General features: G+C 71.7%; 23 protein-coding genes. 10 read left to right on the top strand and 13 right to left on the bottom strand.

Going from position 1 to position 25,144, the window contains the following annotated elements; genetic code table 11:
• Positions 1-13: 13 nt before the first annotated feature.
• Genes ABJI51_RS04400 through ABJI51_RS04410 form a run of 3 tightly spaced genes read right to left on the bottom strand, consistent with a single transcriptional unit; the run spans position 14 to position 5,980 of the window.
• Entirely contained in the window at positions 14-2,194 is a 2,181-nt protein-coding gene (locus ABJI51_RS04400; protein WP_348947620.1) for a glycoside hydrolase family 3 C-terminal domain-containing protein, read from the bottom strand.
• On the bottom strand, positions 2,194-4,668 hold the full coding sequence (locus tag ABJI51_RS04405; RefSeq protein WP_348947621.1) for a glycoside hydrolase family 78 protein: 2,475 nt from the start codon (positions 4,666-4,668) through the stop codon (positions 2,194-2,196). The genes ABJI51_RS04400 and ABJI51_RS04405 overlap by 1 nt, the downstream gene beginning before the upstream one ends.
• 10 nt (positions 4,669-4,678) lie before the next feature.
• Positions 4,679-5,980 carry an MFS transporter gene (locus ABJI51_RS04410; RefSeq protein WP_348947622.1) on the bottom strand — a complete coding sequence of 434 codons (1,302 nt, stop codon included), beginning with the start codon at positions 5,978-5,980 and terminating at the stop codon, positions 4,679-4,681.
• Positions 5,981-6,126: 146 nt separating this feature from the next.
• On the opposite strand from ABJI51_RS04410, the gene ABJI51_RS04415 reads away from it, so the two are divergent.
• Positions 6,127-6,966: an alpha/beta hydrolase gene (locus ABJI51_RS04415; protein WP_348947623.1), complete on the top strand. Its 840-nt coding sequence runs from the start codon at positions 6,127-6,129 to the stop codon at positions 6,964-6,966.
• Positions 6,967-7,020: 54 nt separating this feature from the next.
• On the opposite strand, the gene ABJI51_RS04420 is transcribed toward ABJI51_RS04415, so the two are convergent.
• The 10 genes from ABJI51_RS04420 to ABJI51_RS04465 all read right to left on the bottom strand — a co-directional run bounded on the left by ABJI51_RS04420 (position 7,021) and on the right by ABJI51_RS04465 (position 16,726).
• Positions 7,021-8,040, bottom strand: coding sequence for a LacI family DNA-binding transcriptional regulator (locus ABJI51_RS04420; protein WP_348947624.1), 1,020 nt, complete (start codon positions 8,038-8,040; stop codon positions 7,021-7,023).
• 267 nt (positions 8,041-8,307) lie between these two features.
• Positions 8,308-9,195 carry a fumarylacetoacetate hydrolase family protein gene (locus ABJI51_RS04425; protein ID WP_348947625.1) on the bottom strand — a complete coding sequence of 296 codons (888 nt, stop codon included), beginning with the start codon at positions 9,193-9,195 and terminating at the stop codon, positions 8,308-8,310.
• Positions 9,192-9,590 carry a RidA family protein gene (locus tag ABJI51_RS04430; RefSeq protein WP_348947626.1) on the bottom strand — a complete coding sequence of 133 codons (399 nt, stop codon included), beginning with the start codon at positions 9,588-9,590 and terminating at the stop codon, positions 9,192-9,194. The genes ABJI51_RS04425 and ABJI51_RS04430 overlap by 4 nt, the downstream gene beginning before the upstream one ends.
• Before the next feature lie 11 nt (positions 9,591-9,601).
• Positions 9,602-10,060 carry a cupin domain-containing protein gene (locus tag ABJI51_RS04435; RefSeq protein WP_348947627.1) on the bottom strand — a complete coding sequence of 153 codons (459 nt, stop codon included), beginning with the start codon at positions 10,058-10,060 and terminating at the stop codon, positions 9,602-9,604.
• The gene (locus ABJI51_RS04440) at positions 10,057-10,716 is read right to left on the bottom strand and encodes a cupin domain-containing protein (RefSeq protein WP_348947628.1); all 660 of its coding nucleotides are present in this window, start codon (positions 10,714-10,716) and stop codon (positions 10,057-10,059) included. Before ABJI51_RS04440 ends, ABJI51_RS04435 begins: the two co-directional genes overlap by 4 nt.
• Positions 10,713-12,317 (bottom strand): FAD-dependent monooxygenase, encoded by a 1,605-nt coding sequence (locus tag ABJI51_RS04445; protein ID WP_348947629.1) that lies wholly within the window; start codon positions 12,315-12,317, stop codon positions 10,713-10,715. Before ABJI51_RS04445 ends, ABJI51_RS04440 begins: the two co-directional genes overlap by 4 nt.
• Entirely contained in the window at positions 12,314-13,048 is a 735-nt protein-coding gene (locus ABJI51_RS04450; RefSeq protein WP_348947630.1) for an SDR family NAD(P)-dependent oxidoreductase, read from the bottom strand. Before ABJI51_RS04450 ends, ABJI51_RS04445 begins: the two co-directional genes overlap by 4 nt.
• 17 nt (positions 13,049-13,065) lie before the next feature.
• A complete protein-coding gene (locus tag ABJI51_RS04455; protein ID WP_348947631.1) occupies positions 13,066-14,619 on the bottom strand; it encodes a phytoene desaturase family protein in 1,554 nt (517 codons plus the stop codon).
• Positions 14,616-15,644 (bottom strand): Ldh family oxidoreductase, encoded by a 1,029-nt coding sequence (locus tag ABJI51_RS04460; protein ID WP_348947632.1) that lies wholly within the window; start codon positions 15,642-15,644, stop codon positions 14,616-14,618. Before ABJI51_RS04460 ends, ABJI51_RS04455 begins: the two co-directional genes overlap by 4 nt.
• Positions 15,645-15,730: 86 nt before the next feature.
• The gene (locus tag ABJI51_RS04465; RefSeq protein WP_348947633.1) at positions 15,731-16,726 is read right to left on the bottom strand and encodes an AraC family transcriptional regulator; all 996 of its coding nucleotides are present in this window, start codon (positions 16,724-16,726) and stop codon (positions 15,731-15,733) included.
• Positions 16,727-16,877: 151 nt separating this feature from the next.
• Here ABJI51_RS04465 and ABJI51_RS04470 point away from each other — a divergent pair, with 151 nt between their 5' ends.
• The 9 genes from ABJI51_RS04470 to ABJI51_RS04510 all read left to right on the top strand — a co-directional run bounded on the left by ABJI51_RS04470 (position 16,878) and on the right by ABJI51_RS04510 (position 24,866).
• On the top strand, positions 16,878-17,672 hold the full coding sequence (locus tag ABJI51_RS04470; RefSeq protein ID WP_348947634.1) for an SDR family oxidoreductase: 795 nt from the start codon (positions 16,878-16,880) through the stop codon (positions 17,670-17,672).
• A 2-nt stretch (positions 17,673-17,674) separates the two neighbouring features.
• Positions 17,675-18,898 carry a styrene monooxygenase/indole monooxygenase family protein gene (locus tag ABJI51_RS04475; RefSeq protein WP_348947635.1) on the top strand — a complete coding sequence of 408 codons (1,224 nt, stop codon included), beginning with the start codon at positions 17,675-17,677 and terminating at the stop codon, positions 18,896-18,898.
• Positions 18,899-18,912: 14 nt separating this feature from the next.
• A complete protein-coding gene (locus tag ABJI51_RS04480; protein WP_348947636.1) occupies positions 18,913-19,431 on the top strand; it encodes a flavin reductase family protein in 519 nt (172 codons plus the stop codon).
• Between the two features lie 10 nt (positions 19,432-19,441).
• Positions 19,442-20,287 carry an FAD binding domain-containing protein gene (locus ABJI51_RS04485; RefSeq protein ID WP_348947637.1) on the top strand — a complete coding sequence of 282 codons (846 nt, stop codon included), beginning with the start codon at positions 19,442-19,444 and terminating at the stop codon, positions 20,285-20,287.
• A complete protein-coding gene (locus ABJI51_RS04490; protein WP_348947638.1) occupies positions 20,284-20,754 on the top strand; it encodes a (2Fe-2S)-binding protein in 471 nt (156 codons plus the stop codon). The genes ABJI51_RS04485 and ABJI51_RS04490 overlap by 4 nt, the downstream gene beginning before the upstream one ends.
• Positions 20,751-23,198 carry a xanthine dehydrogenase family protein molybdopterin-binding subunit gene (locus tag ABJI51_RS04495; protein WP_348947639.1) on the top strand — a complete coding sequence of 816 codons (2,448 nt, stop codon included), beginning with the start codon at positions 20,751-20,753 and terminating at the stop codon, positions 23,196-23,198. The genes ABJI51_RS04490 and ABJI51_RS04495 overlap by 4 nt, the downstream gene beginning before the upstream one ends.
• Positions 23,195-23,620: an SRPBCC domain-containing protein gene (locus ABJI51_RS04500; protein ID WP_348947640.1), complete on the top strand. Its 426-nt coding sequence runs from the start codon at positions 23,195-23,197 to the stop codon at positions 23,618-23,620. Before ABJI51_RS04495 ends, ABJI51_RS04500 begins: the two co-directional genes overlap by 4 nt.
• Complete coding sequence (locus ABJI51_RS04505; protein ID WP_348947641.1) at positions 23,620-24,531, top strand: amidohydrolase family protein; 912 nt, start codon at positions 23,620-23,622, stop codon at positions 24,529-24,531. The genes ABJI51_RS04500 and ABJI51_RS04505 overlap by 1 nt, the downstream gene beginning before the upstream one ends.
• A gap of 62 nt (positions 24,532-24,593) precedes the next feature.
• Positions 24,594-24,866: a hypothetical protein gene (locus ABJI51_RS04510; protein WP_348947642.1), complete on the top strand. Its 273-nt coding sequence runs from the start codon at positions 24,594-24,596 to the stop codon at positions 24,864-24,866.
• The last annotated feature ends 278 nt before the right edge of the window (positions 24,867-25,144 follow it).

Below are 25,144 nucleotides of genomic sequence, written 5' to 3' on the forward strand. Positions count from 1 at the left end.
TCCTTTCCGGGAGTCAGTTCTTGCTGAGTTCGATCAGTTCGGAGAGGGCGTCGTCCGGCAGGTGCGCGCCGCCGGAGGTCAGGAAGTGGGTGAACTGCTTCATGGGCAGTGAGGCGACCATGCGCAGCCAGTCCTGGGCTTCGCCTGCCTGTTTCGCCTGTTCGGCGCCCATCGATTCGGTGATCTTGTGGGTGATGAGCGGGCCGACGACCGGGTGGCCGAACCAGTCCTGCACCGGTGAGTCGAGGCTCAGCACCCGCGTGATGGTGTCGCCGGTGAGGGTGATCGGCGCCTCGGCGACGATGTCCGCGGCACTGTGTCCGATCTGGACGGTGTACTCCCCGGGCGCGACGACCCAGCGGGCGAGTTCGACGTCGTAGTAGGCGAAGGCGCGGCGCTCCAGGGCGAGGTCGACCGCCCGGGTTTCTCCCGGGGCCAGCTCGACCTTGGTGAACGCACGCAGTTCACGGGCGGGCCGGCGGACCGGTCCGGCGCCGGTGGCGACGTAGACCTGGATGACGTGTTTCCCCGCGATGGGCCCGGTGTTCGTCACGGTGACCGAGACCGTCGCGGTGTCGTCGCCGGTGACGGTCACGGAGAGGTCGTTCGTCTCGAAGGTGGTGTAGGACAGGCCGTGGCCGAACGGGTACCGGACGCCGACCTCGGCGGTTTCGTAGTAGCGGTAGCCGACCATCACGCCTTCGCCGTAGCGGACGTGGCCCTGTTCGCCGGGGAAGTTCAGGTAGCTCGGGTTGTCCTGGAGTCGGAGGGGGATCGTTTCGGCGAGGTGCCCGGAGGGGTTGGCGATGCCGTAGAGCAGGTCGGCGAGGGCGCTGCCGCTCGCTTGGCCGAGCAGCCAGCCGTCGAGGATGGCGTCGACGTCGTCGTGCCAGCCTTCGAGGGAGACGACTCCGCCGTGGGACAGCACGACCACGGTGCGGGAGCTGACGGCGGCGACGCGGCGGATGAGGTCGATCTGCCCGTCCGGCAGGGCGATGGTGTCGCGGTCGTAGCCTTCGGACTCGTCGATTTCCTTCAGCCCGGCGAACAACACGGTGACGTCGGCTTCGCGGGCGATCTCCACGGCGTTGTCGTCGAGCCCGCTCGCGTGGGTGACGGATGTTCCCAGTGCCCGGATGGCATCGAGGGCGGTGTCGACGCGGGTCGGGTTGACGTGCGAGCTGCCGCCGCCCTGGAACCGGGCCTCCACGGCGAACTCGCCGATGACGGCGACACTGGCTTCGGGGGCGATGGGCAGCGTGTCCCGCTCGTTCTTCAGCAGCACCGCGCACTCGGTGGCGAGCCGTTTCGCCAGGGCGTGGTGGGCTTCGACGTCGAGGGTGCCGGTCGCGGGCGTGACCCGTTCGGTGAGGGCGAGCACCCGCTGCAGGCTGCGGTCGACGACGGCTTCGTCGAGTTCACCGCGCTGCACGGCCTGCACGATCTCGGCGTCGGTGACCCCGCCGGTGCCGGGCATTTCGAGGTCGAGACCGGCCCGCAGGGCCGCGACCCGGTCGTTGACGGCGCCCCAGTCGGAGACGACGACGCCGTCGAAGCCCCACTCGTCGCGCAGGATGTCGGTGAGGAGCCACCGGTTCTGGGAGGCGTAGACGCCGTTGACGCGGTTGTAGGAGCACATCACGGTGGCCGGGTGCGCCTCGGTCACGACCTTCTCGAAGGCGGGGAAGTAGATCTCGCGCAGGGTGCGTTCGTCGACGTCCGCGCTGATGCTCATGCGGTCGGTTTCCTGGTTGTTGGCGGCGAAGTGCTTGACCGACGCGCCCACGCCCTCGCTCTGCAGGCCTCGCACGTGTGCCGCGCCGAGCGTGCCGCTGAGCAGCGGGTCTTCGGAGTAGTACTCGAAGTTGCGGCCGCACAGCGGTGACCGCTTGATGTTCACGCCGGGCCCGAGGTTGACGGTCACCCCGGCGGCTCGCGCTTCGCGGCCGATGGCCGCGCCGATCTCGGCGGCGACGCCCGCGTCCCAGCTGGAGCCGACCGCGGCCGCGGTCGGGAAGCAGGTGGCGGGCCGGCTGTCGTGGATGCCGAGGTGGTCGGTGTCGGCGTCCTGGAGCCGCAGCCCGTGCGGCCCGTCGACCAGGAGCATCGACGGCACGCCGGCGATCGCCTTGGTGGACCAGAAGTCCTCTCCGGACAGCAAGGCTGCCTTCTGCTCCAGGGTGAAATCGGGCATCAGAGGCTTCCTTCCTGACCGCCGACGGCGGCCACCAGATCGTTCTTCAGTTCGGCCGAGGCGCCGGGGACGTGGTCCAGGACGACGTTGAGGGAGACACTCGCGGCTTCGGGCGCGGAACCGTCGAGGGGAATGCCGGGGAAGTGCTTCGCGAAGGCTTCGGTGACCGCACGCCACACCTTCGGGTCTTCGGAGAGCGTCCGAAGTGGAGTGTCCATCGTGTACTGCTCCGGCGCCCGCTCGGCGATGTCGTATTTCCAGGAGTGCTCTCCGCCGGTCACCTGGACGACGAGCTCGTCCGGGTGCTGGGGGAGCACCACGGTCGCTTCGGTGCCGTCGGGGAGGGTGACGTCCAGGTGCATCCGGCCGTCGTCGTTGCGCCAGGCCACGGTGGCGCGGCCGTGGACGGTGTCGTGGGTGACGGTGGCGTGGGTGAGGCCGCCGCCCGGACGTGGGGCGATGTGCATCCGGCGGTAGCCGGGTTCGGCGGGGGAGAGGCCGCCCACGACCCGGTGCAGCCAGTCGGCGATCGCACCCAAGGCGTAGTGGTTGAGGGAAGTCATTCCGGACGGGTTGATCGTCCCGTCCGGGCGGATCGAGTCCCAGCGTTCCCAGATCGTGGTCGCGCCCATGGTGACCGGGTAGAGGAACGACGGGCACCCGGTTTCCAGCAGGAGGAGGTAGGCCTCGTCGAGGTGGCCGGTGCGGCTGAGGGCCTCGGTGACGAACGGGGTTCCCGCGAACCCGGTGGAAATCCGGTAACCGGCCTTGGCCACCAATGCGGCCAGCTGGTCGCCGGCCTTGGTTTCCTGGGCCGGGTCGAGGATGCCGAAGCAGATCGCGAGGGCCAGCGCGGTCGCCGACTCGTTCGCCAGCCGTCCGGACGGGGTGACGTATTCGTGCCGGAACGCCGCACGCACGCGATCGGCCAACGTCGTGAAGTGGTCGGCGTCTTCGGCCTCGCCGAGCAGCGCCGCGGTCTTGGCCAGCTGTGCGGTGGTGCGGCACAGGAACGCCGACGCGACGAGGTGGCGGTCGGTCTTGCCGCCCGCCGGGTTGTCCATCGGCGCGTCCGGGTCGAGCCAGTCGCCGAACTGGTATCCGGTGCTCCACAGGTCGTTCTCGTCCAGCCGGGACTCGACGTCCCGGACGAACGCCGCCATCGAGTCGTAGCTTTGCCGGAGGATGTCCGGGTCGCCGTACTCGGTGTAGAGCGTCCACGGGAGACTGACCGCGACGTCACTCCACAACGCGGTGGGCGATGACGGAGTGGACAGCACGTCCGGGACGACCCACGGCACGTACCCCTTTTCGCAGTGCTCGGCGGCGAGGTCGGCCAGCCACGAGCCGAGGACGCCGCGCACGTCGTAGAGGAACGCCGCGGTGGGGGCGAAGGCGTTGAGGTCGCCGGTCCAGCCCAGGCGTTCGTCTCGCTGCGGGCAGTCGGTGGGCACACCGACGAAGTTGCCCCGCATGGACCAGACGACGTTGGCGTGCAACTGGTTCAGCAACGGGTTCGAGCACTCGAACCACCCCGTGCGGGGCATGTCGCTGTGCACCACGACCGCGGCGATGTCGTCGGCGGCGAGGGTGCCCGGGTAGCCGTCCACTTCGACGTAGCGGAAGCCGTGGAAGGTGAACTTCGGCTCCCACGTTTCGCGGTCGCCGCCGCGGAGGGTGTACCGGTCGGTGGCCGCGGCCGTGCGCAGCGTTTCGGTCTCCAGCTCGCCGTCGGTGAGGACTTCGGCGTGGCGGAGCGTCACCGTCCGCCCCGGCTCGCCCTGCACGCTCAACCGGACCCAGCCGGAGATGTTCTGTCCGAAGTCGACGATCGGTTTACCGCTCGGGCTCCGCGTGATCGAGACGGGCTTCAGTGCTTCGATCCGCCGGATCGGGGGAGCGGTGGAGGTGACGAGGGCCGACAGGTCCCATTCGAACAGCTCCACCGGCTCCCACGGGTCACCGAACTCCGGCTGGTCCCAGCCGAGGGGTTCCAGCCGGGCGTCGTACTCCTCGCCGTCGTAGAGGCTGTTCGCCAGGACGGCTCCGGTGCCGGTGGTGAACGAGGTGTCCGAGCCGATGGTCTCGGTGCGGTCGTCGTACTCCAGATCGAGCTGGAGGAACAACGCCGGCCGGTCGGCGTAGTGGTGGCGCTTGCCCTCCCAGCCGAGGCGCCCGAGGGCCCACCCTTCGCCGACAACGGCACCGACGGCGTTCGCGCCGGGCACGATCCGGTCGGTCACGTCGTGGGAGCTGACCGCGAGACGGTGGCGGTAGGAGGTCCAGCCGGGGGCCAGCACCTCGTCGCCGACGCGCTCGCCGTTGAGGTGGGGCTCGACCAGCCCGATCGCGGTGACGTGCAGGGTCGCGCGGCGGGGCGTGCCCTCGACGGTGAACTCGCGCCGGAAGTACGGGGCCGGCGCTCCGGCTTCGGACGCGGGCGTGATGAACCTGGCCTGCCAGGTGGGGGACACGGAATCTCCTCTATCGGACGGACTTGACACGCAGCACGACCAGTCCACTGAGGACGGTGCAGGCCGCGGCGACGAGGAACAGCAGGGTGTAGTTCTTCCCGGTGGCCGCGGCCCCGATGGTCAGGAAAACCGGCGCGACCAGCGGTGCGACGGACTGCGGGATCGAAGTGGCGAAGCCCATGATGCCCATGAAACGGCCGGCCTCCGTCTCGCGCTCCGGGAGGACGTCGAGGGCGAGCGCCTGGTCGACGGCGGAGAACATGCCCAGCCCGACCGAGGTCGTCAGCGAGCCCGCGAACAGCAGGGGCACGCTGGACGCGAAGGCCATGACCACCGCGCCGAGCGCGAAGACCGCACCCGCGACGAGGACGAACACGCGACGCCGGCGGAGCTTGTCGGACAGGAACCCGCCGCCCAGCGCGCCCGCGGACGTGGCTAGCACGCCGAGCCCGGAGAGCACGGCGACGGTGCCGGCCACCTCGGCCACGCTGATCCCCAGGCGGGCAGCGAGGAAGAAGGCGACGAACGTCGTGTTGAGCGTCAGTCCGAAGTAGAACAGGAAGCGGCTGAGCCAGTTCCACGAGTAGTCGGGGTACCGGCGCGGCCTGAACATGTACTTGCCGGCCAGGCTTCGCGCGGTGAGAGGTTCGCCGTGGGGCAGCGTGCGGCTGTCGGGCTCGTGGATCAGGCAGACGAAGAGCGTCACCAGCACGACGCCGACCGAGCCGGGGACCAGGAAGAGCAGCAGCGCGTCGCCGACGAACCGGCTGGCGAGCACGACCCCGCCCACGGGGGCGATGAGGGTGGCGAAGCCGACGAGCCCGGCGACCTTGCCGCGCTGTTCCTCGGGCAACCGGTCCGCTTGCGAGTTCGTCAGCGCGCCCAGGACCTGTCCCCAGCCCAGCTGGGCCAGCACCCAGCCGAGCCCGAGCACGAACACGCTCGGGGCGGTCGCCATGACCACCAGCGACACCACGCCGAGCAGCATCCCGCCGATCATGAACGGGCGGCGACGCCCCAGCCTGCTCCTCGTCCGGTCACTGAGCACGCCCAGCAGTGGTCCGAACAACAGAACCGAGGCCGCACCCCCGCCGGTGATGTAGCCGAGGTACTCCTCGTGCCCGGGCGCGAGCTGGGCGAGCTTCACCGAGAGCGAGATCCCGAGGGGGGTGATGAAGGCCAGGAACACGCCGAACTGGGCCAGGACCATCAGCCAGATGTAGCGGGCGGAGACCTTGGGCAGTGCCGGGGCGGGCTCGGGGGACAGCACCGGAGGCGGTGGCGGGACGGCGGACGATTGGCTGTCGATCATGGCAAGACTCCGTTGTCCGAAAGCTCAGGTCAGACGTGGTATCACGTGCTAGCAAGCGCTGGGCGGTGATGCTAATCTCCCGGAGCTAGCACGTGCAAGCACTCCTTCATGAAACGTTACAACCCAGCTGGGGACGGAGCCTGAGCTTGAACACCGAAGACATCGCGGTCCCGGGGCGGCACGGCATGGTTCCGGCGCGCCGCTACGCGCCATCGGGGGAATCACCGGACCGGGCCGCGCCGCTGGTGTGGCTGCACGGCGGTGCTTTCGCCTGGGGCGACTTGGACATGGCCGAGGCGCACGCCGTCGCGGCGGCCGTTGCGGGCACCGGTCGCGAAGTGGTGAGCGTCGACTACCGCCGTGTCCCGGCCTTCAGCTGGGTGCGCAAACCGGCGCCCGGCCGGCCGGCCGGAGTCCGGTTCCCCGTCCCCGTCGACGATGTCGTCGATGTGTTCGCCCGGGTGCGGGAGCGGTCGGTGGACGGGCGGGTCGTTCTGGGCGGGGCGAGTGCCGGCGCATGCTTGGCGGCGTCGGCCGCGGTCCGGCTACGCGACGAAGGCCGCGCGGGGCCGGACCGGCTCGTGCTGGCGTACGGCACCTTCCACGCGGCGCTCCCGGCTCCCTCGGCCCGGCTCGCCTCGCGCCTGCGCGGGTGGCATCGGTGGGGGCAGCTCACGCCGGGCGCCGTCGACAAGATGAACCGGAACTACGCGGGCTCTCCGGAAGTGCTGCGGGAGGCGTTTCCCGGCGGCGGTGAGCCGGCCGGGCTGCCTCCGACGCTCGTTCTCGACGCCGACCGTGACTCGCTGCGGGCGTCGGGGGAGGCGTTCGCGGCCGAGCTTGCCGCCGCGGGCGTCGAGGTGCAGCACCGGATCGTTCCCGGTACTCGCCACGGTTTTCTCAACCGGCCGGAGCGGCCGCCCTTCCGGCTCGGCATCGACGCCGTCACCGGCTGGCTCGCCGAAAGCGAGCTACGGCCGGCGTGAACCCCGGCCCGGCTCGGCATCGACGCCGTCACCGGCTGGCTCGCCGAAAGCGAGCTACGGCCGGCGTGAAGCCCGGCCCGGCTCGGTCGATTCCCGGGCGACCACGGTCGCCGCGGCGTCCGCCTCGCCGGCGGGCAGCGGCCGCCCGGTGGCTTCGCGCAGGGCCAAGGCGGCCAGGTGCCGCCCGAGGCCGGCGTAGTCGATCCGGATGCTCGAGATCGAGGGGACGAACAGTGCGGTGTAGGGGTTGTCGTCGTGCCCGATGACGGCGAGGTCGGCCGGAACGCGGTGGCCCGCGCGCACGGCGGCGCGGACCACCCGCGCGGCGCTTTCGTCGTTGTAGGCGACGACGCCGGTCACGTTCGCGTCCAGCCAGCCGTGCACTGCTTCCCCGGCCGCGTCCGCATGGTCGTCGACGTGCCGGACCACCAGCGGCGGCAACCCGGCGGCCGCGGCGGTTTCCTGGGCCAGCCGCAGCCGGGACTCGACCAGGCCGGCCAGGCGGGGGTCGGCCGTCGCGGCGAAGCCGAGGCGCGTGTGCCCGCGTCCGCGCAGGTGCTCGACCTGCAGGCGCGGGCCGTCCTGGAGGCCGAGCGGATCGGGTGGTGCCGAGCCGGCCATGGAGCCGGGGATGATGCGGGTGACGCCGCAGCCGCGCATCGCCGTCAGCTCGTCCGGCGTGAACGGCGTGAACCCGACGACCACTTCGGGGTCGAGGAGTTCCCAGAGCGGGCGTGCGGTGCCCGCGGGGTGGCGGGTCTGGGTGACGAGCGAGTACCCCGCTTCCTCCAGTGCGTGGGAGGCTTCTTCGACGCACTTGCCGACGCTGAATTCCACCGGCCAGTCGGGGACGACGAGCAGGACCAGCTTGCTGCTGCCGCGGCGCAGCGCCTGGGCGGCGGTATGGGGCCGGTAGCCGAGGCGGGCGGCCTCGGCCAGGACGCGTTCCTTGGTCGCTTCGGAGATCCGTTGCCCGGACGTTCCGTTGAGCACGAAGCCCACCGTCGCCCGCGAAAGGCCCAGTGAACGCGCCACGTCGGCAGCGGTCACCCGCTTGCCCGTCTTCGCCCCCACCACTCCCTCACCTCGCCGGCCAACGGCAGCTTGCACGTGCTAGTTCCCGACTCTAGCACCCGTCAACGGCGGCCATCACTCGGTCGGGCCGGCCCGCAGGAGCCCGAAAGGGAGATCTCGCACGCTTCCGGGTGCGGTACGAGCTCGGTGAGCTGATCGCGGTGTCGTACCGGAGCGGCGTGGAAGCCGGCCGCACGACCCTCCGTTCGGCCGGCGGCCGGGTTGATCGCTCGGCTGCTTCTTCGTCAGCAGCACCGAGCTGGTGGTCTACGGGACACCGGCGGGGTAGGCCTTGAGGTCGGTCGCGACAACCCGGTTGCGAAGCTCGCCGAGGCCACTGACGGAGGTGACGACCTCGTCTCCGGGCGCCAGGAACACCTGCGGTTCGCGGGCGTTGCCGATCCCGCTGGGGGTTCCGGTGAGGATCACGTCGCCGGCTCGCAGGGTCATGCCCCAGCTCAGTTCGGCGATGATGCGCTCGAAGCGGAACGCGACCTGGCGCGTGGAGGCCTCCTGCAGGACCTCGCCGTTCAGGGTGCAGCGCACGGTGAGGTCGTACGGGTCCGTGACCTCGTCGGCCGTGGTGATCCAGGGGCCCAGTGGCATGGTCGCGTCGATGCTCTTGCCTTTGAGCCATTGGCCGCCGTGGCGGCGCTGAAGGTCGCGTTGGGAGACGTCGTTGGCGACGCACAGGCCGAACACGTGCTCCCAGGCCCGCTCTTCCGGGATGGACCGGCCGTCCTTGCCGATGATCAGCGCGACTTCGGCTTCGTAGTCCCACTTGGCCGAGATCGCCGGGTCGTAGGCGATGTCGTCGTGCGGGCCGATCACCGTGTCCGGGCCCTTGGTGAAGAACGTCGGGTGCCGTGGCCGTTCCGGTGGGTCCTGTCCTTCGCGTTTGCCCCGGGATTCCTCGAAGTGGTCCCAGTAGTTCCAGCCCGTGCAGAGGATGTCGCGGTTGAACCGGCGCAGCGGTGCGACGATCTCGACCGCGTCCAACGTGACGCGCGTGCCGTGGCGCAGGTCCACCAGGTCGCCGCGGACGACGTCGTCGAGCGTCGGGGCCGCGGCGGGCAGGATCGTCACCGTGCCTTCCTCCGGTTCCACCGCGCCGAGGTGGTCCCTGCCGTCGACGCGGACCGTGGCCAGCTTCATCGCGCGTCCTCCGGGAGCACGGCGATCGCGTTGATCTCGATCAGGTAGTCCTTGTTCACGAACTTCGAGACCTCGACCATGGTCGACGCGGGGGCCACGCCGGTGAAGTACTGCCGTCGCACGGCGTGGATGGCGTCGAAATCCTCCATGTTGCGGACGTAGACGTCGACGCGGGCGATGTCGTCGAGCGTGCCGCCGGCGGCCTTGACCGCGGCTTCGAGGTTCTGGCACACCTGGTGGGTCTGCGCGCTGATGTCGCCGACGCCGGTGACACCGCCCGCCGCGTTGCGGGCGGTCATGCCGGAGATGAAGACGAGGCGGCCGGAGCGGGTGGCCTGCGCGAAGTGTCCATTGGGGACGGCCAGGTCCGGGGAGACGATTTCCTGTTTGGGCACGGTGATTCCCTTCAGCGGGCGTCGGCGGGGTCGGCGTACCAGCCGGGCTGGGTCGGATAGTGCGGGCCGTCGTAGACCTCGACCAGGACCGACTCCTCCTCCGCGAGCGTCGGGCCGTGCTCGGATCCCTTGGGATTCCAGTAGAACGCGCCCTCGGTGAGCGTGATGCCGGTCGGCACGTAGGTGTAGCGGCCGGACAGGCAGAACATGAACTGGTTCGACGCGTGCGCGTGCCGGGACGGGATGCCCGCGCCCTTCCGGAACCGGACGAGCGCGATCGACGCGCCGGTCTCGTCGTCGCGCCAGAGCATCTTGTGGGACAGGCCGTCCAGGGTCTTGTCGATCCAGTCCAGGTCGTGGGTCTGGACGAGGATCTCCCGGAACCGGCTGAGCGCGCCGGGTGCGCCCACGCGGGCGCGGTCGGCGGCTTCGCCGGAGTACGCGGCGGGGGCCGAGAGGTTGGTCGTCATCGGTTCTCTCCCAGGTATTTCAGCTCGATCAGGCGGCTGCGGTAGCGCGTCGGCCCGACGTTGACGAGGGTCTGGAGGCCGCCGGGTTTGCGGTAGCGGACGTCGCCCGGCGCCTCGGTTTCCACCGGTCCCGGCCCGTCGGTGGTGTCGATGCGGGTGTCGGAACCGTCGAGGGTGATCACGACGTGGGGGTGCCGGTGGCGGTGGCCCGCGAGCGAGGCACCCGGGTCGAGGACGATCTCCCACGCCCGCACCAGGTCGGTTTCGAACACGACGTGGTGGCCGACCGGCTCGGCGGGCACCGGGGCGGCTCGTTCGCCGAGGTCCAGCAGCTCGACGAGCCGGTTGCGGTACCGGGTCGGGCCGACGTTCGTCAGCATGTGCACCGGCGATGTCGGCCGGAAGATCACGCCGCCGACGTACTCGTTCACGAACCGCGGCGGTGCGCCGTCGAGCCAGTCCATCCGCCCCGGCGAGGCTTCGAGGTTCACGACCAGGTACGGGTGGTGGTGCAGGTGCCACGGCTGCGACTCGCCGGGCTCCAGGGCCACCTCCCAGACGCGCACGTGGTCGTTGACCAGGAGTTCGGTCTGGCCGATCTCGGCCAGCACGACCGGCGTTCCGTCCGGTGCGTGCACGGTGGTTCCCGCGGTCACGTCAGCGCTCCTTCCGCCGGGACCCGGCCGGTGATCCGCGCATGGGCGGCACCGAGCGGGTCGACGTCGATGGTGGGGTCGAAGGCGGCGATCGCCGCCACGTGGCCGTCCGGCCGCAGCAGCACCGCCGTGTCCGGTCCGACGCCCAGCCGCCGCATGGCTCGCGAACCGGGGTCGAACAGGGCGCGGCCGCGCAGGGGCGAGTCCAGCGGGGCGTCCCACCGGCTGACCACGACGCGGCGCAGTCCGGGCGTGTCGTCGGCGGGCAGCCGCGGGTTGCGGCGCGCGTCGGTGAAGTACAGGCCGAGGAACGTGTCGGCGCAGAGGTCGTGCGCGTGCACGGCGCCGTCCGGGCCGAACAGGCGGACGTCCGGCAGCCGGTCGCCGGCCCGGAGCGGGCGGGGCTCCTCGCCGGTGGCGATCATCGACCAGTCTCCGGTGCCGTCGACGTCGAGGCGGACGCCGAGCAGGGAGCGGGTCACCGCGACGCCCCAGCCGCCGCCGGCCATCGCGGACACGCCGTCGTCGCGGCGGTCCATGTAGGCGCGGGCCGCTTCGGCCATCTCGCCGGAGCCGCGGACCGCGACCGGGGCCTGCTCGCGCTCGTAGCCGTCCAAAAGGGACTCGTCGGCCCAGCCGCGGAGCACCCACGCCAGCCGCCAGGGCAGGTTCGACGCGTCGAGCACGCCGGTGTTGAGGCCGAGCGCCCACATCGGGGTGATGAGGTGGGCGGCGTCGCCCATCAGGAAGACACGGCCGGCGCGCCAGCGGTCGGCGACCCGGTGGTGCACGGGGTAGATGTTGGTGCCGAGCACGCGCAGCCCGTCGACGTCGCCGATGAACCGCTTCGCCTTCGCGGCGAGTTCGGCCCGGTCCGGCTCGGGCGCGCCGGGCTCGAGGGGATACAGGAACCGCCAGCAGTGCGGCTGCCGGACGAGGATCATCCACTCGGCGGGGTCGCCGAAGTAGGCGAGGTAGGGGTAGTCACGCGGATTGGCGACGTCGAGGTCGACCTCCAGATCGACGAGCATGTACCGCTGGTCCAGCGTGTGGCCTTCGACGGTGATGCCGAGCTGTTCGCGGGTCTGGGACCGGCCGCCGTCGCAGGCCAGCAGGTACCGCGCGGCGACCCGCTGCTCTCCCGTGGGCGTGTCCAGCCGGAGCGAAACGTGGTCTTCGTGCTGGTCGAAGCCGGTCATCCGGTGTCCCATGCGGACGACTCCAGGGGCGAGTTCCTCCAACCTGCGGCGCAGCACGGGTTCGAGGTGGTGCTGCGGGATGTTGACCACGAACGGGAAGCGCGTGTCGTCGCCGAGGAGACCGGTGTGGACGCTGGCGCGGGCGGTGCCGGTGGCGCGGTCGATGTCGCCGATCTCGTCGATCCGCAGCGACGCCCGCAGTACGTCGTCCACGGCGTCGTAGCGGTGCAGGACTTCGAGGGTGCGGGTGAGCACCGTGCCCGCCTTGGTGTCCAGCGAGAGCATTTCGTCTTCTTCGAACACCACGACCGGGATGCCGTAACGGACCAGCCCCAGCGCCGTGATGAGCCCGATCGGGCCGCCGCCGACGACCGCGATGGGCAGGGATTCCTGTTCGCTCACAATTCCTCCTGCGCGAAGGCCCGGTCGCGGGTCAGCGTGGATCCGGTCATCGTGGCCGCGTCCGAGAGCAGGAAGAGCAGGCAGCCGACGACGTCCTCGGGGGTGCCGATCCCGGTCGTCGCGGCCCAGTGCTCGCGCTCGCCGCCGGCCGGGTTGGCGGCGCGGAACTGGGGTGTGTCGATCACGCCGGGGAAGATCGTGTTGACCCGCACGCGGTAGTCGGCGACCTCGGCGGCCAGGGACTTCGCGAACGACGTCAAGGCGCCCTTGCTCGCGGCGTAGGCGGAAGCCTGGGCTCGGCCGGCGTGGGCGAGCCCGGAGGAGAACACGACGATGCTGCCGGACCGGCGGGCGATCATGCCGGGCAGCACGGCCTGCGTGCACCAGACGACGCCGTCGAGGTTCACGGCCAGGGTCTGCCGCCACGTGTAGGGATCCATGCCGACGACGTCGCAGCGTGGCTGGATCGCGGCGCCCGCCACCAGGGCGTCGATCCGGCCGTGCCGGAGCAGGACGGCGTCGACCGCGTCCTGCACGCGCTCGCGGTCGGAGACGTCGACGCGGTGCTGTTCGATCCGGTCGTGGCCGTCGAGGTCCGGGGCGTGGACGACGTCGAAGACGACGGCGGTGCCGCCGCGCTCGGCGAAGGCACGGGCGGTGGCGGCGCCGATGCCGTGGGCGCCACCGGTCACGACCAGGACCTCGTCCTGGGCGTCGAAGGTGGATTTCATGGCTCCTCCTGGAGGGGTCAGCGGTGGCGGAGCAGGCGCTGGGCGACCAGGTGACCCGAGCCGCCGCCGAGGCCGGGACCGGGATGGGTCGAGGCGCCGATGTGCCAGAGGCCGGGCACCGGCGTGGCGTGCCGGGCGCCGGCCGGCGTCGGGCGCCAGAGGAAGTTCTGGTCGAGCTCGGCCGAGCCGCCGTACGGGTCGCCGTGGACGGCGTTGACGTTGTGGGCAGCGAGGTCCACCGGAGTGACGACGTCGATCGCGCGGACGAGGTCCATCAGCCCGGGGGAGTGGGCGGCGACCCGGTCGAGCACGCGCTGCGCGAACGCCCGGGCCAGCTCGGGGGTCCAGCCGCCGGTGGTGTCCAGTTCGCCGGCGGCGTCCCCGGCCGGGGTGAACGGCACCTCCTGCAGCTGGAGCCACAGGGCGGCCGCGCCGTCCGGGACGCGGGCCGGGTCGAGGACGTCCTGCCTGCCCACCACGACGGTCGGTTTCGCGGGCAGCAGCCCGGCTTCGGCCTGGGCGCAGGCGATCCCGGTGCTCGCCGAGCCGTCGGAGAGGTGGATCAGCGGGACCTCGGCGAGCCGGTCCTCCCGCCACCGCGGCGGCCCGGAGAGGGCCACGTGGATCTGCATCGCGCCGCGCCCGTAGCGGAACCGCTCGGCCGCGCCGGTGAACCGGCCGTCGACCGCGCCGGGTGGCAGCAGCTCACGCACCAGCGCGGTCGGGGTGCACGAAGCCAGCACCGCCTTGGCCTTCAGCCGGCGGCCGCCGGCGAGGACGCCGACGGCGCGCTTGCCCTCGACGAGGATGTGCTCGACCTCCGTGCCGGTGTGGACTTCGACGCCGAGTTCGGCGAACAGCTTGCCGAACGCGTCGACCAGCCGGGCCGACCCACCCGCGACCACCGGCAGGCCGAAGCCGTGCATGGTCGCGGCGAGCACCGGGACCATCAGCCCGCCCCCGGCGTGGTCGGGGGACAGCCCGGCGTGCAGCAGCCACGGCGTCCACAGGTGATCCACTTCGGACCCGCGGAACTCGCGGCGGCAGAACGACCGCCCGCTCGTCACCGCGTCGCGGAGAAGCCGCGTCCGGCGGGCCAGCTTCGCCCCGGCGCGCAACGCTGCCACGGACCTGAGCTCGGACGCCATCAGCGTGCCGAAGGGTTCCGCGATCTCCAGGAAGCCGTTCAGCGCGGCCAGGTACGTGTCCCGGTCGCGGCCGTCGGCGAAGCGGGCGGCGGTACGCTCGGGGTCGCGGTGGGCGTAGGTCGTGCGGCCGTCGTCGGCGACGCTGGCGGTCACCCAGCCGTCGGTGTTGCGGTACTCGAGGCCCAGCCGGTGCAGGTCGTCGCCGAGCGCCGCGTAGGCGGGGCCGGAGACGAACAGCGGGTGCCACGACGAATACGTGTCGTGCACATAGCCGGGCAGAGTGCGTTCCTCCGACGCGATGAAGCCGCCGAGGACGGCGTTGCGCTCGACCACCGCGACCGACCAGCCCTCGCGGGCCAGCTCGGCGGCGGCGACCAGGCCGTTGATGCCGGAGCCGATGACGACGGCGTCGTACTCGCTCATCGCGCCCCCACCTCCTCCGCCAGTGCTGCCCGGACCGCCGGGGTCAGCCGGATGCCTTCGGCCCGGGCCTGCTCGTGCCGCAGGGCCTCCAGCTCACCCGGCAGGTAGACGCGGTCGTGCCCCGGCGCGACCGGCGACGTCGCGAGCCGGTCGGCGAACGTCCGCATCCGCTCGGGGAAGCCGTCGCCGAAGTGGGCGGGGTCGAGCGCGAGGAAGAAGTGGGCGCAGTCGTTCGGGACGGCCGTGTCGGCGTAGAGCCCGGCCACCTCCGGGCCCGACGCACCGCCGGACAGGACGCCGGTGAGGACGTCGACGAGTACGGCGAGGCCGTAACCCTTGGGCCCGGCCGCGGGCAGCAGCATCCCGGCGAGCGCGGCGACCGGGTCGGTGGTGGGGACGCCGTCGGCGTCGGTGCTCCAGGTCGCGGGGATCGTCCGGCCGTCGGCCGCGGCGAGCCGGATCTTGCCCAGCGCGGCCTCGGACAGGGCCATGTCGAGGACGATCGGCTCGCGACCCGGGACCGGGGCGGCCAGGGCCAAGGGGTTGTTGCCGACGACCGGCGCCGCACCACCCGGGGCAGGCATCAGCGGCCGGGTGTTCGCGGCGGCGACCCCGATGCAGCCTTGCGCCGCGGCGGCGAGCGCATACCGGAAGGCGCCGCCGAAGTGGAACGCGTGCCGGACGGTGACGGCGCCGATGCCGTACTGTTTCGCCTTTTCCACCGCCAGCCGCATCGCCTGGTCGCCGGTGAGCTGCCCGAGCGCGTTACGACCGTCCAAAGTGGCCACAGCGCCGACGTCGGAGACGACGACCGCGGTTTCCTCCGTGCTGACCGATCCGCGGCGGATCCGCTCGAGGTACATCGGGACGAGCATCGTGCCGTGCGAGGGGATCCCGCGGGCATCGGCGTCCACAAGGGATTCCGCGACGACACGGGCGGCGTTCGCGGACAGTCCTGCGGCGGCGAAGATCCGGCCGATTTCGCCGGTCAGCTCCTCGATCGGCACCGGGTCGGTTGCGTCCACCGTGCACCTCGCTCCTTCGTCGGCCGGGTCGTTCCGGCAAACGGTAGGAGCACGGAGAACGAGCGGCTATCCGCTCAGCGAGGCCGTTAGCCGCGCAGCGTGGCCGACGGCGATTCGCCGAACCGCTGCCGGTACTGCACCGAGAACCGGCCGGCGTGCAGGAAACCCCACCGCACGGCGACCTCCGTGACGTTCGTCCGGGCCGGGTCGGCGAGCCGCAGCTCCTCGTGGACGCGCCGCAGCCGCACCTCGCGCAGGTGGTTCATCGGCGTCGTGTCGAGGAACCGCCGGAACCCCTCCTGCAGCGCGCGCACGCCGAGCCCGACTGCCTCGGCGACGTCCTCCACGGTCAGCGGCTCGGCCGCGTGCGCCTCGATCAGTTCCACGGCCTGCTTGATCACCTTGGGCGCGCTCGGCAACGGCTCGCGGTGCAGCACCGCGCTGTAGTTGTTCGGCTGCGCGAGCAGGAGCTGGCTGAACAGCAGCCGTTGCAGCTCGGTCATCGCCAGCGGCTCGGCGGGGATGCCGCCCTCGGTGTCGACCTCGCGGCGCAGCAGGTCGACGACGTTGCGCCACGACCGCACGGCCTGCTGGGTCATGTCCATGCCGAGGTCGAACCGCAGGGGCCGGACCAGGGGCTTGCCGAGCATCCGGCTCAGGTGCTCTTCGAGACCGGCCCGGTCGATCCAGACGATGAGCTGCGGGTTGTCCGCGCCCCACCGCATGACGAGGTCCTGGTCGGGCGCCGGGACCGACGCGGTCAGCGGGTCGGACAGCACGGACTCCTTGCCGCACGTGATTTCGGCGCGGCCGGCCAGGGGCATCTGGACGAGGAAGAAGTCCTGCAGCTGCCCGGGGGCGATGCGGACCTCGGCGCCGTAGTCGAGGTAGTGCAGCCCGACCTGCCCGAGCCGCACGGAGTGGAAGCGCGCGTCGACGCTGCGGTGGCCGTCGAGCGGCACGAGCTGGTGCGAGCAGAAGGCACGGGCCACCAGCTCGCGCGCTTCGTCGACGTCGCGGGTGCTGAGGTGCTCGCCGTGCGCGAGGGGCAGGGCGGCACCCGGTTCCGCCTGGTCGGTCATGGGTCACCTCCGCTGACCGGTAACTATCCGCTTTTCGCGGGGCCGACGCGACAGGTGGCCGCGCAAAACGCACAGTGGCCGCGCCGGACGGATAGCTGAGGCCGTCGTCACAGACCTACCTTCCCTGGCAACCCGGACACAGGGAGGTGCCATGCAGGGACTCGCCGGACGGACCGCCGTCGTCACCGGCGGCGCGACGATCATCGGCCAGGCCGTGGTGCGCGCGCTGCACACCGCCGGCGCCAGGGTCGTCATCGCCGACATCGACGACGCCGGCGCCAAGGCCGTCGCCGCCGAACTGGGTGACGACGTCGTCGCCGTGCCCACCGACATCACCGACGACACGGCGATCGGCCGGTGCGTCGAGACCGCGGTCGACCGGTTCAGCGGCATCGACATCCTGGTCAACCTCGCCTGCTCCTACGTCGACGAGGGCGCGGACTCGACCCGCGCGCAGTGGGCGCAGGCCCTGGACGTCAACGTCGTGAGCGCGGCGATGTTCGCCCAGGCCGTCCGCCCGCACCTGGCCGCCCGCGGCGGCGCGATCGTCAACTTCACGTCCATCTCGGCCAAGGTCGCCCAAACCGGGCGCTGGCTCTACCCGGTGAGCAAGGCCGCGATGGTCCAGCTGACCCGGAACATGGCCCTCGACCTGGCCGGCGACGGCATCCGGGTGAACTCGGTCAGCCCCGGCTGGACCTGGTCGAAGGTCATGGACGAGCTGACCGGCTCCGACCGCGCCCGGACCGACCGGGTCGCGGCCCCCTTCCACGTCCTGCGCCGCGTCGGCCACCCGGAAGAGGTCGCGAACGTCGTGGCCTTCCTCTGCTCCGACGCGGCGTCCTTCGTCACCGGAGCCGACTGGGCCGTCGACGGCGGCTACTCGGCGATGGGCCCCGAACAGGCCGTCCCGGCCATCCCCCAGCTCAGCGACCCACGGAGGTAGCGATGCGCACGATCACCATCGTCGGCGCCGGCCAGGCCGGGCTCCAGCTCGGCATCGGCCTGCTCGACCACGGCTACGACGTCACGATCGTCTCGAACCGGACCCCGGACGAGATCCGGGACGGCAAGGTCATGTCCAGCCAGTGCATGTTCGGCGGCGCCCTCGCCCGCGAACGCAGCCTGGGCCTCAACCTCTGGGACGACGCCTGTCCGCCGGTCGAGGGCATCTCGTTCACCGTGCCCGACGGCAACGGCGGCAAGGCGATCTCGTGGGCCTCACGGCTCGACGTGCCCGCGCAGTCGGTCGACCAGCGCGTGAAGATGCCCGCCTGGATGAACGAGTTCGAGCTGCGCGGCGGCAAGCTCGACTTCACCGACGCCGGCGTCGAGCAGCTGGAAAGCTACGCACGGTCGTCCGACCTGGTGATCGTGGCCGCGGGCAAGGGCGACATCGCGCGGCTCTTCGAGCGCGACGCCGAGCGGTCGACGTACGACGCTCCGCAGCGCTCGCTCGCGCTCACCTACGTCACCGGGATGCGCCCGCGCGAGGAACACTCCGCCGTCTCGTTCAACCTCATCCCGGGCGTCGGCGAGTACTTCGTCTTCCCGGCGCTGACCACGAGCGGGCCGTGCGAAATCATGGTCTTCGAAGGCGTCCCCGGCGGCCCGCTGGACTGCTGGCGTGACGTCCGCTCCCCGGCCGAGCACCTCGAGACGTCGCTGCGGCTGGTGCGGCAGTTCCTGCCGTGGGAGGCCGATCGCTGTGGTGACCTCGCCCTGACCGACGACAACGGCGTGCTCGCCGGCCGGTTCCCGCCCACCGTGCGCAAGCCCGTCGGGGTGCTGCCGTCGGGCGCCACCGTGCTGGGCCTGGCCGACGTCGTGGTGCTCAACGACCCGATCACCGGCCAGGGCTCCAACAACGCGAGCAAGTGCGCCACCTCGTACCTGTCCAGCATCCTCGAACACGGCGACCGGCCGTTCGACCGCGAGTTCCAGCAGCAGACCTTCGAGCGGTACTGGGACTACGCGCAGTACGTCGCCGGGTGGACGAACGCGCTGCTGGCCCCGCCCCCGCCACACGCGCTGGAGCTGCTCGGCGCCGCCGGGGCGCACCCGCGGATCGCGCGCCGGTTCGTCAACGGCTTCGACGACCCGCGCGACTTCTTCCACTGGTTCATGGACCCCGCGCTCGCGCAGGGCTACCTGGCCACCGTCGCGGCCTGACCCGGAGGACTGCCATGACCGCCATGACGGAGCTGCCCGTGACCCGCGAGTTCGGCCCCCGCGAACTGCGTTCGGCCCTCGGCCGGTACGCCACCGGCGTCACCGTGATCACCGCCTGCGCGCCGGGCGGGCGCCGGATCGGCGTCACCGCGAACTCGTTCACGTCGGTGTCGCTGGAGCCGCCGCTGGTCTCGTGGTGCCCGGCCAAGCGCGCCCCGAGCCTGCCCGACCTGCAGCGGGCGACGCACTTCGCCGTCAACGTGCTCGCCGCCGACCAGCACCACCTGTCCGGGCAGTTCGCGACGGCGGCTCCGGACAAGTTCGCCGGCGTGGCGGTGCAGGAGGGCCTCGGCGGGGTGCCGCTGATCGAGGGCGCGCTGGTCCGGTTCGAATGCCGGACCGTGCGCTGGGTCGACGCCGGCGACCACCTGATCTGCCTCGGCGAGGTCGAGCGTTTCGACACCGGCGACGGCGAGCCCCTGGTGTTCCACGCCGGGGCGTACCACGTGGCCGCACGCCACCCCGAGTTCTGAGGCGGTCCCCGTGATCCTTCCGCCCCTGCAGTACCTGCGCCCTGCCAGCCCGGCCGAGGCCGTCACCATGCTGTCCGAAGTGGACGGAAGTGTCGTCCTCGCCGGCGGGCAGACGTTGCTCAACATGCTCAAGCTCGACCTCGCCCAGCCGTCGGCACTGGTCGACGTCCACCGCATCGACGGGCTCCGCGGTGTCCGGACCGCCGACGACGGCACGCTCGTCGTCGGCGCGGCGACGACCTACGCCTCGCTGGCTGCCGTGCGCGGCCATCCCGTGGCCGACATGGCGGCGGGCCTGGTCGACCGGCAGGTGCGCAACCGCGGCACGATCGGCGGCAACTGCTGTCTCAACGACCCGACGAACAACTTCCCGCCGCTGCTGTCGGCGCTCGGCGCCCGGTTCCGGATTCTCGGCGCCGCGGGGGAGCGGGTGCTGCCCGCGGACGAGTTCTTCCTCGGCACTCTGGCCACGGCGGTGCGTCCCGGCGAACTGCTGACGGCGATCGAGATCCCGCCGCTGCCGTCGAATGCCGTCGTCGCGCACGAGCATCTGCAGGTCGGGGCCGATTCGTGGGCACTCGCGCGGGCGGTCGTGCGGCTCGACGTCACCGGCGGCGTCGTCGTCGACGCGCGCGTCTTCCTCGGCGCTGTCTACGGTTCGCCGCTGCGGCTGCCCGAGGTCGAACGGCACCTGGCCGGAGCGGCGGTGACGCCGTCGCTGGCGGACGTGGCCGGATTGGCCCGAGACGTCGACGCCGCCGACGACGTGCACTGCTCGGCGGCCTACCGCCGGGAGATGGCCGAAGTCCAGCTGCGGCGGGCCCTGCTCGCCGCCGTGCAGAGGAGCACCCGATGACCAGGGACATCACCGTAACGGTGGACGGCAAGCCCGAGACCGCCGCGGCCCAGGACCGCACGCTGCTGGTGCACTGGCTGCGTGACGCGCTCGACAAGCGCGGCCCGAAGATCGGCTGCGACACCGGGAACTGCGGCGCCTGCACGGTGCGCTGGGACGGCACGCTCGTCAAGTCGTGCATGGTGCTCGCCGTGCAGGCCGACGGCGGGACGGTCGAGACCGCCGCGTCACTGTCCGAAGAGGACGGTTCGCTCAACCCGCTGCAGCAGTCGTTCAAGGATCACCACGCCCTGCAGTGCGGTTACTGCACGTCCGGCATGCTCATGACGGCCACCGACTTCCTCGGCTCCGGCGAGGAAGTCACCGAGGAGACCACCCGCCGGGCGCTCAAGGGCAACATCTGCCGCTGCACCGGCTACCACAACATCGTGTGCGCCGTCCGCGCCGCCGCCGGGGAGCGCCCGTGACCACCGAACAGATCGCGCGGACGGCCACCCGGCGGTTCACCGGGAAGCCGATGCCGCGCAAGGAGGACGACCGGCTGCTCAAGGCCCAGGGCGAGTTCGGCGACGACACCCCGGTCGCGCACCTCGGCTACCTCGCCTTCGTCCGGTCCCCGTACGCGCACGCCCGGATCACCGCGATCGACGTCTCGGCGGCCGAGCGCGTCGACGGCTACCTCGGCTGCCTGCTGCCCGAAGAGGTCGAGACGCTCACCGACCCGTACATGGAGCTGCAGGGCCCGCCCGGCGACGCCGAAGTCGACCGCTGTCTCGCCTCCGGCGGTACCGTGCGGTTCTCCGGCGAGCCGGTCGTCGCGGTGGCGGGCGACTCCCGCGAGGCCGCACGGGATGCCGCCGCCGCGGTCGTCGTCGAGTACGAGCCGCTCCCGCACGTCGTCGACGCCCGTGAAGCCGTCCGTGAAGACGCGCCGCTCGTCCACCCGCAAATCGGGTCGAACATCGCCTTCGACACGCTCTACGACTGGGGCGACATCGAGTTCGCACTGGAGAAGGCCGACCATGTCGTCGAGGTCGACGAGCTGCACTTCCACCGGTTCTCCTCGACGCCCCTGGAGTGCAGTGCGATCACCGTCGAGTACGACGCCGGTGTCGACACGTTCACCTTCACCGGCGGGTTCGCGACCCCGCAGCTCGCGACGTTCAACCTGGCCGTCGCCCTGCGGCACCCGGCGAACAAGCTGCGCGTGCTGAGCAAGGACTTCGGCGGCTCGTTCGGCGTCAAGCTCAACACGCACATCCCGGCCACCGCGGCGGCGCTGCTGTCGCGCAAGCTGGGCCGGCCGGTCCGCTGGACCGAGACCCGCTCCGAGCAGCACCTGATGGGCGGGCACGGCAACGAACGCTGGTTCCGGAACGTCAAGATGGCGCTCCAGGCCGACGGCACCGTCCTCGGCCTGACCTACGACGCGCTTGACGACGTCGGCGCCTACACCCGCTACGAGCCGCTCGGCGGCGTCATCTGGACCCAGGTCGCCAACGCCTGCTACCAGCTCAAGCACCTCAAGGTGCGCTACCGGTCGGTGTACACGAACAAGGGCCCGGTGCACCCGAACCGGGGCTACTCCCGGATGCAGCACCTGTGGCTCGTCGAGCGGATGATGGACATCGCCGCGCACCGGCTCGGCTTCGACCCGGTCGAGTTCCGCCTGCACAACTACGTCCAGCCGGACCAGTACCCGTACACCACGGTCAACGGCTGCGTCTACGACTCGGGCGACCTCCCGCTGTCGCTGCGCAAGGCCCTCGATCTCATCGACTATCCGGGAGCGCGCCGCCTGCAGAAGGAGGTCGCCGGTACGGGCAAGCGGATCGGGATCGGCATCGGGTCCACATTGGACTCGGGAACGAACAACTTCGGCCAGGCCCGGCTGGTCAACGCGCACCTGCCCTTCGGCGGCAACACCGAGGGCGGCCTGGTGAAGCTGGGCGCGGACGGGTCCGTCTACGCCACCACCGGCGGTGTCGCGTTCGGCCAGGGCCACGAAACGACCGTCGCGCAGGTCGTCGCGGACATGCTGGGCGTCGGCTACGACGACGTCCACGTGCAGCGCGGCAGCGACTCGGCGTTGTCCGCGCAGACCGGCTTCTCGGGCTCGTACGCGTCCCAGTTCGCAGTCACCGGCATCGGCGCGATCCTCAACGCCACCAAACGGCTGATCCGGGAAATCTCCCTGGTCGCGGCGGCCACGCTCGGCTGCACGCCGGAGGAGATCGAACTCGCCGACGGCACCGCACGGGTCGCCGGTGACCCCGGACGCGCGCTGCCGCTCGCCGCCGTCGCCGGGATCGTCCACTTTTCCCCGGCCGACCTGCCCGCCGACGTCGCCGAAGAGGTCGGCCTGGTGGCCCGGTCGGTGTACCGGGCGCCGTTCGAACTGCCCGACCTCGAACGGAAGTACGGCAACCTCACCCTCACCTACGCCACCCAGATCCACGCCTGCGTCGTCGAGATCGACGAGGAGACCGGGCACACGAAGCTGCTGCGGTACGCGATGGTCGACGACTGCGGCACCCCGATCAACCCGATGGTGATCGAGGGCCAGGTCCACGGCGCGACCGTGCACGGCATCTCCGCCGCGCTGTTCGAGCACTTCGCCTACGACGGCGACGGGCAGCTCGCCGCCGGCAACTTCTACGACTACCACGCCGCCACCGCGCTCGACCTGCCCAGTTTCGCCTACGGCAACGTCGTGAGCCCGTCGCCGTTCACCCCGATCGGCGCCAAGGGCATGGGCGAGGGCGGTGGCGCACCGCTGCACGCGCTGAGTGCCGCCATCCAGGACGCTCTCGGCGACCACGGCATGGTGCTCGAATCGTTCAATCCCCCCGAACGCGTCCTGGCGCTGCTGCGGGGCCTCGACGCGGAGAAGGTCAAGGTGCTCCGATGAAACTGACCGGCCGGTTCGAGACGACGGCGAGCGCTGCCGCGCTGCTCTCCCTGCACGGCGGGACCGACGCGCTGGCCGCGGTGCCGAGCCTGAGCGAGGTCCGCCTGGACGGTTCCGGAGCGGTCCGCGCGGTGTTCACCCCGCGCAGCACGTTCGTGCCCATGCCGTTCGCGGTGAAGGTGGCCGTCGAGCGGGTCGAACCCGCGGGTGCGGTCCTGTCCGTGCACGGCACCCGGGGCCCGACCACCCTGGACGTCCTGCTGCGGCTCGAGTTCGCGCATTCCGGCATGGCCACGGTCGTGTCCTGGGCTGCCGACGTCGCCGTCCGCGGCCCGGGCGCGACCGTCGGCCAGCGGGTCGTCCGCGACCTCGTCGCGGCGGCTCTCGACGAAGTCCTGCGCGACACCGCGGCGGCAGCGTGATGACGTCGATCGACCTGCACCTCCACCTCGCCCCGGCCGGCCTGGATCCGCTGGGCCCGTCGTTGCTGCACCAGCCCGACGAGGCCGTGGCCTACCTCGACCGCGCGGGCCTGGACGAGGGTGTCGTGTCCATCCCGCCACCGTATTTCCGGCAGCCCGCCACGGCGGAGTGGGTGCGCGCGGTCAACGACGGGATCCTGCGCGCGGTCGACGGGCGGCCGCGCCTGCGACCGCTGGCGTACCTTCCGCTGGAGGAGCCGGAACTCGCGGCCGCCGAGTACGACCGCGTCCGGACCGAACCGCGGTTCGCCGGGGTCTGCGGTGCCGCGGGCGGCCGGTCCCTGTCCCTCGCGGACGCCCGATTCAGTCCACTGTGGAAAGTCCTGGACGCGGACTCGCGGCTGCTTCTGCTCCACCCGGGCGCGTCGCCGGACGAGCGGCTTTCCCCGTTCTACCTGCACAACCTGCTCGGCAACCCGGTCGAGACGGCAGTCGCGGCCGCGCAGCTCGTCTTCGGCGACGTCCTCGCCACCCATCCGGGACTGCGCGTGCTGCTGGTGCACTGCGGCGGCGCCGTGCCCACGGTCGCGGGACGCTGGCAACGGGGCGTCGACACAGCCCGGCCGGGAGTCGCGCCGCTGACCGAGGGCCCCTTAGCCGCGTTGCGACGCGTGTTCGTGGACTGCCTCGCCCACGATCCCGCGCTCGTGGACCAGGCCGTCGCGGTGTTCGGGGAGGACCGCATGGTGCTCGGCAGCGACTGGCCCTTCGCCATGGGCACCGACGACCCGCGTGGTCAGGTCGCCCACCGCGGTCCGGAGTTCGTGCGGCAGGTCGCCTCGGTGAACGCGGCTTCCGCACTGGCATCGCACAACGGACAGCCGGACGCGCTCAGCGGATATCGGCGGTGACCCGGGACACCTACCGTCGAAGGGGTCAGCAGCCCAGCGGACGAACCGAGTGGTGATCCACCATGACGAACCCCGAACTCACCCACCGAGCCCTCGCCGTCCTCCGCGCGACGGAGTGCGGCCGCGTCCGCGTCTCGCTCAGCTGCGAACCGGACATCTTCGTCGACGGCCTGGCCTTCAGCGACCAACCCGGCGCCCGCGCCCTGATCCACGCCGGGCTGATCAGCCCGGCCAGACCCGGCCGCATCGGCGAACAGGTCCCGGCGAGGTTGACCGACATCGGCCGCGGCGTCCTGGCCGACGCCGGCTTCGGCGCCCGGGGTACCGCCGCCTGAACGCGGGCCGTGTCACGGCGCACCTCGATCGCGCATCGTCCGCCTGGGAGCCCTCGCCGCCGGGACTGCGCTGCTGTCTGCGTGCCTCACCGCGATCGCCAAGGTCCACGCACCCAGCCGCATCGACGGCCTGGGTGAGCTGCGGAACGGCTTCCGGGCGGCGCGGAAGCCGTTGCCGGCGGCCGGAGTGTGGCCGTCACGAGGTGCGGCTGCGAGCGGTGCCGGGCCTTCGTCGCGGCCGGCTTGGCGGCGGGGGGGGGGGGGGGGGGGGGGGGGCG

It is taken from the genome of Amycolatopsis melonis (assembly GCF_040064235.1).
GTDB lineage: Bacteria > Actinomycetota > Actinomycetes > Mycobacteriales > Pseudonocardiaceae > Amycolatopsis > Amycolatopsis melonis.